At 38.8% G+C, this 14,025-nt stretch carries 12 protein-coding genes; 6 read left to right on the plus strand and 6 right to left on the minus strand.

Annotated elements, in window-relative coordinates:
- Positions 1 to 7: 7 nt before the first annotated feature.
- Positions 8 to 391, plus strand: a complete 384-nt coding sequence (locus tag GO593_RS01485) for a DUF3144 domain-containing protein (RefSeq protein ID WP_000078676.1) — start codon at positions 8 to 10, stop codon at positions 389 to 391.
- Between the two features lie 57 nt (positions 392 to 448).
- Here the strand turns inward: GO593_RS01485 and GO593_RS01490 are convergent, their stop codons facing one another.
- The 4 genes from GO593_RS01490 to GO593_RS01505 all read right to left on the minus strand — a co-directional run bounded on the left by GO593_RS01490 (position 449) and on the right by GO593_RS01505 (position 6,772).
- The gene (locus GO593_RS01490) at positions 449 to 3,211 is read right to left on the minus strand and encodes a M16 family metallopeptidase (protein ID WP_000480983.1); all 2,763 of its coding nucleotides are present in this window, start codon (positions 3,209 to 3,211) and stop codon (positions 449 to 451) included.
- A gap of 123 nt (positions 3,212 to 3,334) precedes the next feature.
- Positions 3,335 to 4,150 (minus strand): PhzF family phenazine biosynthesis protein, encoded by an 816-nt coding sequence (locus tag GO593_RS01495; protein ID WP_000784943.1) that lies wholly within the window; start codon positions 4,148 to 4,150, stop codon positions 3,335 to 3,337.
- Between the two features lie 148 nt (positions 4,151 to 4,298).
- Positions 4,299 to 5,693 (minus strand): L-cystine transporter, encoded by a 1,395-nt coding sequence (locus GO593_RS01500; RefSeq protein WP_001025080.1) that lies wholly within the window; start codon positions 5,691 to 5,693, stop codon positions 4,299 to 4,301.
- A gap of 197 nt (positions 5,694 to 5,890) precedes the next feature.
- Complete coding sequence (locus GO593_RS01505) at positions 5,891 to 6,772, minus strand: LysR family transcriptional regulator (protein WP_000925118.1); 882 nt, start codon at positions 6,770 to 6,772, stop codon at positions 5,891 to 5,893.
- A 96-nt stretch (positions 6,773 to 6,868) separates the two neighbouring features.
- On the opposite strand from GO593_RS01505, the gene GO593_RS01510 reads away from it, so the two are divergent.
- From GO593_RS01510 to GO593_RS01525, 4 genes are all read left to right on the plus strand, one after another.
- Positions 6,869 to 8,047 carry a YbfB/YjiJ family MFS transporter gene (locus GO593_RS01510; protein ID WP_005143810.1) on the plus strand — a complete coding sequence of 393 codons (1,179 nt, stop codon included), beginning with the start codon at positions 6,869 to 6,871 and terminating at the stop codon, positions 8,045 to 8,047.
- The gene (locus GO593_RS01515) at positions 8,044 to 8,169 is read left to right on the plus strand and encodes a hypothetical protein (RefSeq protein WP_000853583.1); all 126 of its coding nucleotides are present in this window, start codon (positions 8,044 to 8,046) and stop codon (positions 8,167 to 8,169) included. Before GO593_RS01510 ends, GO593_RS01515 begins: the two co-directional genes overlap by 4 nt.
- A gap of 226 nt (positions 8,170 to 8,395) precedes the next feature.
- Complete coding sequence (locus GO593_RS01520; RefSeq protein ID WP_000069680.1) at positions 8,396 to 8,806, plus strand: hypothetical protein; 411 nt, start codon at positions 8,396 to 8,398, stop codon at positions 8,804 to 8,806.
- Positions 8,807 to 9,298, plus strand: a complete 492-nt coding sequence (locus GO593_RS01525) for a hypothetical protein (RefSeq protein ID WP_001218087.1) — start codon at positions 8,807 to 8,809, stop codon at positions 9,296 to 9,298.
- A 100-nt stretch (positions 9,299 to 9,398) separates the two neighbouring features.
- Here GO593_RS01525 and icd read toward each other — a convergent pair whose 3' ends face one another.
- On the minus strand, positions 9,399 to 10,655 hold the full coding sequence (gene icd, locus GO593_RS01530) for an NADP-dependent isocitrate dehydrogenase (RefSeq protein ID WP_000542117.1): 1,257 nt from the start codon (positions 10,653 to 10,655) through the stop codon (positions 9,399 to 9,401).
- A 200-nt stretch (positions 10,656 to 10,855) separates the two neighbouring features.
- Between icd and GO593_RS01535 the strand changes: the two genes are divergently transcribed.
- Positions 10,856 to 11,644 (plus strand): rRNA large subunit pseudouridine synthase E, encoded by a 789-nt coding sequence (locus tag GO593_RS01535; protein WP_000706554.1) that lies wholly within the window; start codon positions 10,856 to 10,858, stop codon positions 11,642 to 11,644.
- 117 nt (positions 11,645 to 11,761) lie between these two features.
- Here the strand turns inward: GO593_RS01535 and GO593_RS01540 are convergent, their stop codons facing one another.
- Positions 11,762 to 13,999, minus strand: a complete 2,238-nt coding sequence (locus GO593_RS01540) for an NADP-dependent isocitrate dehydrogenase (RefSeq protein WP_000896681.1) — start codon at positions 13,997 to 13,999, stop codon at positions 11,762 to 11,764.
- Between the last annotated feature and the right edge of the window lie 26 nt (positions 14,000 to 14,025).

The raw sequence follows: 14,025 nt of genomic DNA on the forward strand, positions 1-14,025 counted from the left end.
ATAAGTCATGTCTCAAAAGATTAATGCAACAGATATTACTGAAGAAGAAGCGTTAAATGCTGTTTTCTTTGAGCGTGCGGATGAATTCATTAAACAAGCAAATGATTTTTGTCGCCCGCCAAAAGGCCAAAAGCCAGACCCGGCCGAGCTTCGTGGTCAAGTGAGCGCAGCCATGTTATTTGCAACTGCTCGTTTTAATACATGGGTGGCTGCCAATAATTTTAAAGATGGTAATGAAATGCGTGATGCAAAAGATCAGGTGATGTCTTACCTTCTTCAACAGTTTCAAATGATGCTTGAAGATAACTTTGATGAGTATTGTGAACAGTTCGATAACTATTTACGTTTCCGTAAGAATGAAGATTTTCATACTCACAAACACGACCATTAAAATATTTTACCACTCAAATAAAAAGCCACTTCATGTGGCTTTTTATTTGGCAATTATTTACTGCTTTTGTGCTTGACCATACTGGTCAGCCATAACTTCAACAAGATTTGAAGGTTTAATATATTTTTTAATAACTGCGTTCACATCAGCAACCGTTAACTTTGTTAACTCTTGGTCATGTTTAACACGGTCAAGTAATGTTTTACCTGACTCAAGCTCTAGATTTAACATACCGTGGATATTACGTTCATCTTCTAAGGCAGTAACACGTTTCTTCATAATATCCGCCTTCGCTGCTGCAAGCTCCTGCTCTGTAATACCATGAGTAATTAAGTCATTTAGAACCTTATGAACTGAAGCAGAAACTTGTGCCGAGCGACCAGCCGTATAATTTGCACTAATGCTTAACGCACCTACATTCGTGTCTCGATCTAATTGCAAACCAGTACCAAAGCCATATACCAATGCATTTTTTTCACGAAGCTCTTGAGCCAAACGTGAAGAAATTTGAGATTCACCCAAAATGTAATTCATTAAAATTAATGCAGAAGCGTCAGGATGGTTTTTCCCAACTGGTAAGGCCAGTACACTTTGATAACTACCAAACTCTCGCTGCTCAGATAAGACATGTACTTGCTGAGCAGGGAAATCAACGTGCTGAATCAAGATTTTTTCATACGGTTGTTTGCTATTCCAGCTTCCGAACTCTTGATTCAATAGCTTTTTCATTTTTTGGGCATCAAATGCACCTGTAATCGCAATTTGCGCATGATTCATGGCAAAGAAATGCTGATAAAGCTCTTTGACTTGTTCTTGAGTCACATTCTTTAATTGTTTTTTAGCCAGCTCCGGTTCAAAGTGATAACGCAAATCACCCGGCTGGTATTCTTCTACCAAGCGAGATAATGTTAGACCTGCTACCACATCCGGTTCCGTATAAGGACGATCAAGACTAGATAAGCTTTGAGATTTAATTAAATCAAATTGAGATTGTTCAAATTTAGGATTTTTCATGACCTCTAGAACAAACTTGAAAAACTCATCGAACTTTTCAGTTTTAGATTGAATATTAATGGTCATACCATTGCCATCGGCACTTGCATAAGCTGCGCCACCTGCATCAATCGATTTATCGGCAATATCTTGCAAGCTATATTTATCAGAACCGCGAAGCAATAAATATGAAGTTAAATCAACAACCGTACCTTTATCGAATAAAGATTTTTCAGTACCAAAATCCATAGTAATGGTGGCATAGGTACGATCATCACGGGTTTCTACAGGGAATAAAGCATACTTCATTCCATTTTTAAGTTTTCCGCGAATGATCTTTTTCTCATTACTTTCGGCATATTGCTTAGACGTTTTTAAAAACTCGGCAACTTCTTGTTGATAAACTTTCGGATCTTTTAAAGGCTCTGCTTTAACATCTGTTTGATCTAATGTTTTAGGCTTATCTTTTGCGTCGAGTTGTAATGCTTTCTTTTGGTCTTCTGGTGTTGGCAAAATATCGCCATCAATACGATGACCTGCAACAAGGAACTGTTTTAAGGTTTGATTTACCTCGTTGAGCTTCACTTTATCAATTGAATCTAAATCTTTGAAATATTGGTCCCATTGCCCATCCGCTACAGTGTAATCACTTAAACGGGAACCCAAAGCAACGGCATCTTTATTGACTAACTCACCTTGCGTTTTCATTAAGCTTTTTACACGATTTAGCTCAGTCTCTGTAAAAGGTTTACCCTTTTCAATTCCAGAGAGCAAAGCGCTTTCAACTTTTTTAGGGTCATTTTTTGGTGAATAAATAGCACCTAAAAATACGACGTTAAAATCTTGATCTAGCCATGTTGATGCCTGAACGTCTGTACTAACACCTGTTTCAACCATATTTTGGTACAAATGACCACTTGGCTGCATGGTATACAACATAGGTGCGAAAGCCAGTTCCGGTTGAATTTTTGTGTTTTTACCATCCATATAGATATGGAATTTGGCCAAATCACTACCCTTTTTCACCACAAACTCACGGTTTTTGAGTTTTGTAGAATCTAACACAGGCACTTGAACAGGCTTAGGCACAGCTCTTGCAGGAATTGGGCTAAAATATTGGTCTATCGTTTTTAAAACATCAGTTTTATCAAACTTGCCTGAAATCACCATGACCGCATTATTAGGCGCATACCAACTGCGATAGAACTGGTTCAACTCAGGCATTTTAATTGACTTAAGCTCAGGTAAATCACCAATCGGTAATCGACCTAGATATTGATTACCATAAGCCGACTTCCACATTTGATCCATCAAGACAGCAAAAGGCTGATCCATACGGACTTCACGTTCACGCTTTACGATTTCAATTTCAGAAGGCACAAATTTTTCTTGTAGAACTAATTTGTCCATGCGCTCAGATTCAAGGTACAGCACTTGATCGAGTGCTGTTTTTTCTGGACGGACAATATTGGTGTATTTGGTTGAATAGTAATCCGTGCTCGCATTCGTCATTAACGTATATTGATCTAAACGGCGTTGGAATTCTTCACCTTTTACATTTTGCGTGCCTTTAAATGCTAAATGTTCGAGTAAATGTGCTAAACCACTTTTACCCTGTGGATCATTTAAAGAACCCGTTAAATAAATGGTATTAATAAAGATTTTATTTTCTTTGTCATTCGGCGCAAGCACTACCCGAAAACCATTATCTAATTTATATTCCTCAACATTTTGCTTACTTTTTACTAATGTTGTTTGTGCAAAAGAGGCAGCACTTAAACCAAAAATACATAGGGAGAGAGTCAGTTGTTTAAACTGCATAAACATATAAATACCAATTAATTTGAATAATAAAAAATCAATAGTTGTGTGACTATAGTAGGAAATTTGAGCTGACTTTCATAGTAAAGATTTGAAAAAAAAAGCCGTTTATTTAAACGGCCTTATATTTTAAGGAAAAATTTCGGCTTGCATATAAAGTTTGCCATATCCCGAAATTTCAATACGTTCCTGATTTAAGACATTACAATACAAAACGCCTCCACGGCTAGAAGCCTGATAGGCCACAATATTATTTTTAGCGAGTTTCTCTGCCCATAGTGGCGCTATTGCGGTATGAATTGAACCAGTAACCGGGTCTTCATCAATGCCTGCGACAGGTGCAAAATAACGAGAAACACAGTCATATTGATCGTCAGCTTTTGAGGTGATTGCAACATCCATTGCTGTAGTTGTAATTGCAGTCCGTTTACCTAAGGCTTTAAGTAAGTTCATGTCAGGTTGCTCATCTAACACATCTTGCACTGACTCATATTCAACAATGTAGGCTTGAACATTTTGATAAACTGCTTTAAACGGTTTTGTTAATGCTTGACGTAAAATAGCCGGATAATCTTCAACTTGCTGAGCTTTACGAATTGGAAAATCCATTCTGATTTTGCCGTCTTCATCTTGATGAACTACAAACAAACCTAAGTTTCGTACATGAAAATTAAGAGTCTTTTTCTCAGTAAAATCTTTAAATAATACGAAAGCACTCGCAAGAGTTGCATGCCCGCAAAAATCCACCTCAACCGTTGGAGTAAACCAACGTATTTCATAATTTTCAGAGTCTATAATTTTTACAAAAGCAGTCTCAGATAAGTTATTTTCAAGCGCTATCTTTTGCATTAAATCAGCATCTGGCCACTCTTTTTCAACGATCACAGCAGCCGGATTTCCACGAAATAACTCTTTGGTAAAAGCATCGACTTGATACATTTTCATGTTAGTGCTCTCTTTCTTAATAGGCTCATTTTCGAAAATTATTTAAAAGAAAAACAGATACAGTTTTTTAAAAATTAACATCACAGTTGCAAGTTACACATATAAAAAAACGGCTCATCCAGAGTGGAGAGCCGTTTAATATTAACTCTTAATGATGTTGAGTTAATTCAATTTCATCTTCGCTATTCATTATAGCTTTGTCGGTCTGCCCCATAAATTGGCTTGTAACTACACCAGCAGTCATCGAACCATTTACGTTTAACGCAGTACGTCCCATATCAATGAGTGGTTCAATTGAAATAAGAAGAGCAACCAATGTTACAGGTAAGCCCATAGCAGGAAGTACGATCAATGCTGCGAAAGTTGCACCACCACCAACACCTGCTACGCCAATTGAACTTAAAGTCACAATACCCACTAACGAAGCAATCCACATTGGGTCTAGGGTGTTAATACCCATAGTTGGCGCAACCATGACTGCGAGCATGGCTGGATATAAACCCGCACAACCATTTTGTCCAATAGTGGCACCAAAAGAAGCAGAGAAACTTGCAATAGACTCAGGCACGCCCAAACGACGAGTTTGCGCTTCAATGCTCAGTGGAATACTTGCAGCACTTGAACGACTCGTAAATGCGAATGTTAGAACGGGAGCAACTTTCTTGAAGAACTTAAGTGGAGAAACACCAGTCAGAGTCAAAATAATGGCATGCACGACGAACATAATCGCCAAACCTAAATAAGACGCCACCAAGAAACCACCTAGGTTCAAGATATCTGCGACATTTGAACTTGCCACAACTTTCGTCATTAGGGCAAAAACACCATATGGTGTAAGCGTCATCACTAAACGAACAAGCTTCATTACCCAAGACTGTAATGTCTGAATAGCCGTCAGAATACGTTGACCTTTTTCTGCATCATCTTTCATTAAGTTGAGTGCTGCTATCCCTAAAAAGACAGCAAAGATAACCACGCTAATAATTGAAGTCGGATTTGCACCCGTTAACTCAGCAAAAGGGTTACTCGGAATAAAAGAAAGAATAAATTGCGGTACACTTAAGTCTGTTACTTTACCCACATAGTCAGTCTGAATTGCAGTAAGTCGAGCTGTTTCAGCCGCCCCTTGTACCAAACCTTTGGCAGTTAAACCAAACAAATTCGTCACAAATACCCCAACCAGCGCAGCGATGAGTGTGGTAAATAACAAAGTCCCGATGGTGTAGAAGCTGATTTTTCCTAAAGAAGAAGCTTGGTGTAGCTTCGCTACCGCACCTAAAATCGAAACAAAGACCAAAGGCATCACGACCATTTGTAAAAGTTTTACATAGCCGTTACCAACAATATTAAACCAGCTAATAGATTCAGCAAGAATCGGATGGCCACCGCCATAAATCAAATGTAGTCCTAAACCAAACACTACACCTAAAATTAAGCCAGCTAGAACTTTTTTAGATAAGCTCCAGTCCGTTTTACGTGTTTGGGCGAGTAAAAATATTAACCCGACAAAAACCACAATATTGATGATTAAGGGTATATTCATTCCCAAACTCCAAATTATTGCTTGTGTCATCTTTTAAGGGGGCATATTTGACCATAGCCGGCCTATATAAACTACCCTTTTCAACAATTTTCTAGCATGCAGATCATTACCGATCTGAATGAGAATATAAAATGACTTTTAAATACATATATATCACTTTTAAAACATAAGTTACGTTAGATATTTATGTATAAAAATTAAGCGCATTTCTGTATAAATTGTTGCTCAATAAAACAAATAAACTGCTTTAGATTACTGCCCCATGTTTCAGGAGGCTGAGCGACCAAATAAGTAGTGAAATGTGCAGATTCAGTGTTAATTTCAAAACAACTTAATGAGACTTTATCGGCTACTTTATTCAGATATGACTTTGGCAATAAAGCAAAACCGACACCTAATTCCACACAGCTTACAATGCCATCCAGACTGCCCATTTCCATAATTTGCGAAGGTGGCACACTGTGATCATTTAAAAACAACTCAATTGCATGCCGATAGGAACATCCTTGTCGAAATGCAATAAATCGAGTCTTTGCGAGGGTGGCAATGTCGGGAAAAATAATTTGTTGTTTTGGGCAAACCAAAACCAGTTGTTCTTGCCACACCGGAAAACTATATAGCTCTGGAATCACATATTTAGAAGCGACAAAAGCACAATCGACTTCTCCTTGTTGCACAGCATTTAACAAATATCCTGTCGGGTGAGTTTGAAGTTCGAGCGGCAAATTCGGATGTTGCTGCATACATTCATTAAGCAATTGAGGAAGTCGTATTGCTGCTGTCGTTTCCATACTGCCCAAACGAATAGTTTCATTCGGGTCAATATCACCTTCTCGGAAGATTGTCTTCGCTTTATTATGCAGTGCGATCATTTGCACAGCATAACTATGTAGCTGGTGTCCTGCATTGGTTAATGTAACGGGGTTATGACGATTTAATAAAATCACACCTAACTCTTCTTCAAGCTTTTTCACGTGGCTCGTGATATTGGATTGAACCGTACACATTTTTTGTGCAGCCAATGAAAAACTTCCACTCTCTGCAACCGCTAAAAAAAACTCTAAAGACTTAAGCAACATGCCACTATCTCAAAACAAGATAATTAATATCATATTAAATCATTTCTAATGATAAATAAACTCGCTTTTAATAATAAAAAAATTGAGAGATTTCTCATGTCTACATTCTATCGAATGAGCCTGCTTGTCTTTTTAGCGACTTGCCTAGGAATTGGTATTTTTAGATTTTCCTATACCGCACTCATGCCTATTATGATTGTGCAATATGGATGGACTCATGATTTTGCAAGCTATTTAGGAAGTGCAAATTTATTGGGCTATCTGGTTGGCGCATTATTGGCACTGTTTAGCATTAAAGAAAAATCTATACCCGCTTTGATTATAACTTCGGCGGTTTTAGGTAGCTTAAGCCTACTCTGCTGTTCTTTTATACACATGTCTTTGGCTTGGTTTGTTCTCTGGCGCACCATTTCAGGTATCGCAGGTGGCCTACTCATGATTTTGGCACCTAGCTTTGCCATGAAAAATATTGCAATTAGCCAAAGGCTCAAAGTCAATTTTTTAGGGTTTAGTGGTATTGGCGCAGGCGTGTTATCTGCCACTCTCATTATTCCTGCACTTAAAAATATGCCTGTTCAATATGTCTGGGAAATTTTTGCCGCCATTTCCATTATTGGCAGTTTGGTACTTTTTCAGTTATTAAGGCACCCACCTACCGAGTCCGTTCAAACGGCCAATCACGCTCCTCAAAACTTCAAACATTCACGTTTAGGACTGGTCATTATTATTGCTTATATGTGCAGTGCTTTTGCATATATCCCTCACTCTTTGTTTTGGATGGACTATTTATCGGGGACCCTACATTTTCCATTGCAACAACGAAACTTATTTTGGGTTCTTTATGGAGTCGGAAGTTATGTTGGCGCCTTTGTGGCGTATTGTTTAAGCCGCCTTATTGGATATTTGCAGGCAATTAAATGTCTATACGGTGTCTATTGCTTGGCAGTTGCCCTACCATTTTTTTCACATGCTACTGCTTTGCTCACTTTATCGTCCTTTCTTACAGGTTTACTCACACCTGCCACCGTATTTATTAGCTCTTACAGTCTGCTACAGATTTATGAACAGCGTTATCAAAAAATCTGGAGCCTTGCCACCATTGGGTTTGCCAGCACTCAGTTATTAGGTGGCGTTGTTATTAGTACTTTACATCACTTGCATTGGTCTTATGCCCACCTGTTTTTAATGGGCGGTATTGTTTTGTTATTTGCATTGAGCCTTTTAATTCCTATCCGTTCATCCATGCCGAACACTCTCGGAGAAACCGAAACGTGAAAACTTTATTCTTTCCTCTCTTTTTGATTGTTTTCGTACTCCTTATTCAGGCTTTAGACCAAAGCTATCAAAAGAAAATTGGTGTTTCTAAGCCCCAGAAACATCCAGAATTTATGCAATAAAAAAAGCCCCTATACATAAGGGGCTTTTCCATTGAGTAGTCGTATATTGCCAAAATAAAAATTAATGAATAGATCAGTAGAACAAACCGCATAACAGCTATTTTAGTACGCTTATTAAAAACGCTTAACTGACAAAAAATGTCATATTATGTCAATGTAGAGAGCTATTTTCTGATCTATATTCAGTCAAAATTTATAATTTTTAATACTTAAAATTGAGCAAAACATGAGCAATAACAATTACATTGATGAGCTTTTAAAGCTCTTGGCGATGTTCGCTTTTATCGGTGTTTTATTACTGGTATTTAAGTGTCAGACCATCTTTGCACTGGATATGACAACATCATACGAAGTCTCGGTAAGGATTGTTATCTATATTGTCACAGCAGCTATTTTGGGCTTTTTAACACGCAATCATATTGAGTTTACAACACAATTTTTAATTGCTGTTCCATTTGCATACTTTTGGCTAGAGCCAATTCTTGACTACAAGGCCATTCAAACTATCCCAGATGTTCCGTTTTATCTCTCGGGTCATGGTCAAAGTTTAGGACTACTCATCGTGATCATATTTTGTTTTGCCTTATGGGTATTTAAAGAAACAACCTCAAACTCGCTTGAGTCTCAAAATGTCTAAATGAGGATTTTTAGGGAGTTTTATAAAGTTAAAAATCGTCACTGTACTATATGTTTCTATAATATATATTTTAAGCAAATTAATTTATATCAATTAAAAACTCTAAAAATGTTCAATGTATCAAACCCAGCAAATGCCGTTGTTGTAGGTATTATCGCAATAATTGCTACAGTTAGTCTTCTGATATGGAAGTTTAATTTTTATCTCGGTATAGATATATACACCAGTGGAGAGGTGCTATTTAAAACATTATTGTATGCCGCCCTAATAGGACTATTTAGTTACTATTTTCGCCATACAATTAAAATTAGTAATACAGTGATTTTATCATTACCGCTTTTTTTCTTTTGTATTCGGCCTATTCTAAACTACAAAATGACGCATACCATTGGAAATGTACCACTGTATGCAACACATCATGGGCAAGGCTTAATATTGCTGAGTTTAACGATATTAGCATGTATATTGTGGGCCTATACGGCTAATTCTTAGCTAAAATTTTAACGTTTAATATTCTTATTTTTTATTATTTTTCAAAATTATAAATCTAAAGACTTTAAAAGCCCTCAATTGAGGGCTTTTCTATGAAAGTTTAATCTTCCATGTGCTGAATTATGGCATCGCCAAATTCTGAGCAACGTAACAAGGTCGCTCCCGGCATTAAACGCTCAAAATCGTAAGTTACGGTTTTAGCTGCAATCGCTCCTGAAATACCTTTAATAATCAGGTCCGCTGCTTCTATCCACCCCATATCACGGAGCATCATTTCAGCAGAGAGAATAATTGAACCCGGGTTGACTTTATCTTGCCCAGCATATTTAGGTGCAGTGCCATGCGTTGCTTCATACACTGCAATAGCTCCACCAATATTCGCACCTGGCGCAATCCCGATTCCCCCTACTTCTGCTGCTAAAGCATCTGAAATATAGTCACCATTTAAATTAAGGGTTGCAATTACAGAGTAGTCAGCAGGACGCATCAAGATTTGTTGCAAGAAAGCATCTGCAATCACGTCTTTAATAATGATGTCTTTACCATTTTTAGGGTTCTTAATTTTAACCCATGGGCCACCATCGATTAATTCACCACCGAAACGATCTAGCGCTAACTCATACCCCCATTCTTTAAAGGCACCTTCGGTATATTTCATAATGTTGCCTTTATGAACAAGAGTCACCGAAGGTTTGTCATTATCTATTGCAAACTGAATAGCCTTACGAACTAAGCGCTGTGTTCCTTCTTTAGAAACAGGTTTAATACCAATACCACATCCTTCAGGGAAACGAATTTTTGTGACCCCCATTTCTTCTTGAAGGAATTTAATGACTTTTTTAGCTTCTTCAGAATCTGCTTTCCATTCAATACCCGCATAAATATCTTCCGAGTTTTCACGGAAAATTACCATGTCAGTTAACTCAGGATGTTGAACGGGTGAAGGGACGCCTTGGAACCAACGCACAGGACGTACACATACATACAAATCCAGTTCTTGGCGTAGTGCAACGTTGAGTGAACGAATGCCGCCACCGACTGGTGTAGTTAAAGGGCCTTTAATAGAAACTACAAATTCACGCAGCGCTTCAAAGGTTTCTTCCGGCATATAGGTACCGTAAATTTTATTGGCCTTTTCACCGCAATACACTTCCATCCATTCAATAGAGCGTTTGCCGCCATAGGCTTTTAAAATTGCCGCATCAACAACTTTTTTCATTGCCGGTGTAATATCTACACCAATACCGTCACCCTCAATGAAAGGAATAATTGGATGATTTGGTACATTCAGTGACAGGTCTGCTTTTACTGTAATTTTATCACCGTCGGCAGGAACCACGATCTTCTGATAACCCATTATGTAGATTCTCCCTTTTATAATATTTAACTAACCAAACAAAAATAATTATCGATAAACAATACTTTCAACTTTTATTAACGCATAATAGCTTAATCGAATTTAACCCTTTTTGAGATTTATGTGGGAAATAAGCAAATTTCGCACTTAAATATAGCTCAATGTTTTTACCGCTTATTTGAAAGAAGAAGTCATTTTTTATGAAAATCGTCATTCTCAACAAACCATATGACGTTCTCTCCCAGTTTCGTAAAGACGAAGCACACATGACGGTCTCTGACTTTGTAGATGACCCGACTTTGCGCATAGCAGGCCGTCTTGATATGGACTCTGAGGGTTTAGTTTTCTTAACTGATCATGGTGGTTTGAATCAGTTCATTACCAACCCTGCGAATAAAAAATACAAAACGTATTTAGTTCAAGTTGATGGTGATGTAACCGAAGAAGCACTCGAGCAGCTTCGTAAGGGTGTAGAGCTTAATGATGGTATGACTTTACCAGCTAAAGCAATTAAGGTAAGTGAGCCTGAATGGTTATGGGACCGCGATCCTCCTGTACGTTACCGTGCCAGCATTCCAACATCTTGGATTGAAATCTCTATTTGTGAAGGTCGTAACCGCCAAGTTCGTCGCATGACCTCTGCGGTAGGTTTTCCGACTTTACGTCTCATTCGTACAAAAATTGGTACGATTGACTTAGTTCAATTGGGATTACAACCGGGCGAAACCAAAGAAATTGAGCCTCTACTCTACCCAGACTTTAAAGATGTTCCGGCTGAACAACCTTATCGTTCACGTTCATATGTGAAAAAACCGGGTGGCACTGGCGGTAAGCCAATGGTTCGCAAGAACAAAGATGGATCTGCGAAAAAATCTGGTACAAAGCGTATTTGGCAAATGGATGAAAGTGAAAAACCGCGTCGTAAGACTAACGGTACAACGCGTCCAAATACCAAAGCACCACGTGGTCGTAGCCGCAATAGCCGATAAAAATATTTAAGTTTTAAAGCTCACGTTAGTGGGCTTTTTTTAATGACTTTTATTTTATAAAAATAAAAAGCCGGTGCTTATGCACCGGCTTTTAGCTATGTACTAATGAATTAGTAATTAAGCCTGAACAGTTGAAAGCGCTGCATTGAATGTAGCACTTGGACGCATTACAGCGCTTACTTTCGCTGGGTCAACTGCATAGTAACCACCGATATCAGCTGGTTTACCTTGTACTTGAGCAAGCTCAGCAACGATCTTCTGTTCGTTTTCAGCTAATGCTTTTGCAAGTGGAGCAAATTTAGCTTTCAACTCAGCATCTTCGTTCTGTGCAGCAAGTGCTTCTGCCCAGTAAAGTGACAAGTAGAAGTGACTGCCACGGTTGTCAAGTTCGCCTGTACGACGTGATGGAGACTTGTCATTGTCAAGCAATTTACCAGTCGCTTCATCAAGTGTCTTCGCAAGTAACTTCGTACGAGCATTATTTTCTTTAATACCCATTTCTTCTAGAGAAACTGCAAGCGCAAGAAACTCACCAAGCGAATCCCAACGTAAGTGGTTTTCTTCCACAAGTTGTTGTACGTGTTTAGGTGCTGAACCACCCGCACCAGTTTCGTACATGCCACCACCCGCCATAAGCGGAACGATAGACAACATTTTCGCAGAAGTACCAAGTTCCATAATTGGGAACAAGTCAGTTAAGTAGTCGCGTAAGATGTTACCGGTTACAGAAATTGTATCGAGGCCACGAACTACACGCTCAAGTGTGTAACGCATTGCACGTACTTGAGACATGATCTGGATATCAAGACCAGTCGTATCGTGATCTTTTAAGTACTTCTGTACTTTCTTGATCAATTCATTTTCGTGTGGACGGTATGGGTCAAGCCAGAAGATCGCAGGCATGCCTGAGTTACGTGCACGAGTTACTGCAAGTTTTACCCAGTCACGAATCGGAGCGTCTTTCACCTGACACATACGCCAGATATCGCCTTCTTCAACATTTTGAGTCAATAACACTTCACCAGTGTCAAGATCAGTAATGTTTGCAATACCTGCTTCAGGAATTTCAAAAGTCTTGTCGTGAGAACCGTATTCTTCAGCTTTTTGAGCCATCAAACCAACGTTTGGTACTGTACCCATTGTTTTTGGATCAAAGTTACCATGCCATTTACAGAAATTGATCATTTCTTGGTAAATACGGGCAAATGTTGATTCTGGCATTACTGCTTTAGCATCGTATTGCTTACCATCAGCACCCCACATTTTACCACCAGCACGGATCATTGCAGGCATAGAAGCATCTACGATGATGTCGTTAGGTGAATGGAAGTTAGTGATGCCTTTTGCTGAGTCAACCATCGCAAGTGCAGGACGGTGTTCTTGGCAAGCATGTAAATCTTCAATGATTTCTTCACGTAATGAGGTTGGAAGAGTTTCGATTTTCTCGTATAACCCAGCCATACCGTTATTTACGTTAATACCTAATTCGTCAAACAACTTACCGTGTTTTTCGAAAGCTTCTTTATAGTAGATTTTCACACAGTGACCGAAAACGATCGGGTGTGAAACTTTCATCATTGTCGCTTTTACGTGTAATGAGAATAAAATTCCTGCTTCGCGGCAGTCATCAAGTTGTTTCTCGTAGAAGTCGCAAAGCGCTTTTTTGCTCATAAACATTGAGTCAATGATTTCGCCTTCTTGAAGCGCAACTTTTGGCTTAAGAACAATGCTCTTACCACTGTTTGTGATAAGTTCCATTTTTACATTGCGTGGACGGTCAAGTGTCATTGACTTTTCACCGTGGTAGAAGTCACCTTCTTCCATGTGTGAAACGTGAGTTTGCGACCATTGTTTCCACTCGCTCATTGAGTGAGGGTGTTTCTTAGCGTAATTTTTAACGGCAGCAGGAGCACGACGGTCAGAGTTACCTTCACGAAGAACAGGGTTTACTGCTGAACCTAGGCATTTGCCATAACGAGCTTTGATTGTTTTTTCTTCTTCAGTCGCTGGGTTTTCCGGATAGTCAGGAATTGCATAACCTTTAGATTGAAGTTCTTTAATACATGCTGTCAATTGCGCAACAGAGGCACTAATATTTGGGAGTTTGATAATGTTAGTATCTGGATCTTGTGTAAGACGACCTAGCTCAGCAAGGTTGTCGGATACCTTTTGCTCTTCACTTAGGTAGTCAGCGAATTCTGCGAGCACACGTGCAGCTACAGAGATGTCACTTTTAACAATCTCGATACCAGCTGGCTTAGTAAAGGTCTCAATGATCGGCAGTAGCGAATAAGTCGCCAATAATGGCGCCTCGTCAGTCAGTGTGTAAATGATGGTTGACTTTTCACCAGCCATATATAGCCCCTTCCGTTGAATTGAGT

The organism is Acinetobacter baumannii (assembly GCF_009759685.1).
Taxonomy (GTDB): domain Bacteria; phylum Pseudomonadota; class Gammaproteobacteria; order Pseudomonadales; family Moraxellaceae; genus Acinetobacter; species Acinetobacter baumannii.

Bases quoted from the DNA above. Each gene is read 5' to 3' on its own strand.
- GO593_RS01540 (WP_000896681.1), bottom strand. From the start codon at position 13,999: ATGGCTGGTGAAAAGTCAACCATCATTTACACACTGACTGACGAGGCG.
- GO593_RS01495 (WP_000784943.1), bottom strand. From the start codon at position 4,150: ATGAAAATGTATCAAGTCGATGCTTTTACCAAAGAGTTATTTCGTGGA.
- GO593_RS01490 (WP_000480983.1), bottom strand. From the start codon at position 3,211: ATGTTTATGCAGTTTAAACAACTGACTCTCTCCCTATGTATTTTTGGT.
- GO593_RS01485 (WP_000078676.1), top strand. From the start codon at position 8: ATGTCTCAAAAGATTAATGCAACAGATATTACTGAAGAAGAAGCGTTA.
- GO593_RS01510 (WP_005143810.1), top strand. From the start codon at position 6,869: ATGTCTACATTCTATCGAATGAGCCTGCTTGTCTTTTTAGCGACTTGC.
- icd (WP_000542117.1), bottom strand. From the start codon at position 10,655: ATGGGTTATCAGAAGATCGTGGTTCCTGCCGACGGTGATAAAATTACA.
- GO593_RS01520 (WP_000069680.1), top strand. From the start codon at position 8,396: ATGAGCAATAACAATTACATTGATGAGCTTTTAAAGCTCTTGGCGATG.
- GO593_RS01525 (WP_001218087.1), top strand. From the start codon at position 8,807: ATGAGGATTTTTAGGGAGTTTTATAAAGTTAAAAATCGTCACTGTACT.
- GO593_RS01505 (WP_000925118.1), bottom strand. From the start codon at position 6,772: ATGTTGCTTAAGTCTTTAGAGTTTTTTTTAGCGGTTGCAGAGAGTGGA.
- GO593_RS01500 (WP_001025080.1), bottom strand. From the start codon at position 5,693: ATGAATATACCCTTAATCATCAATATTGTGGTTTTTGTCGGGTTAATA.
- GO593_RS01535 (WP_000706554.1), top strand. From the start codon at position 10,856: ATGAAAATCGTCATTCTCAACAAACCATATGACGTTCTCTCCCAGTTT.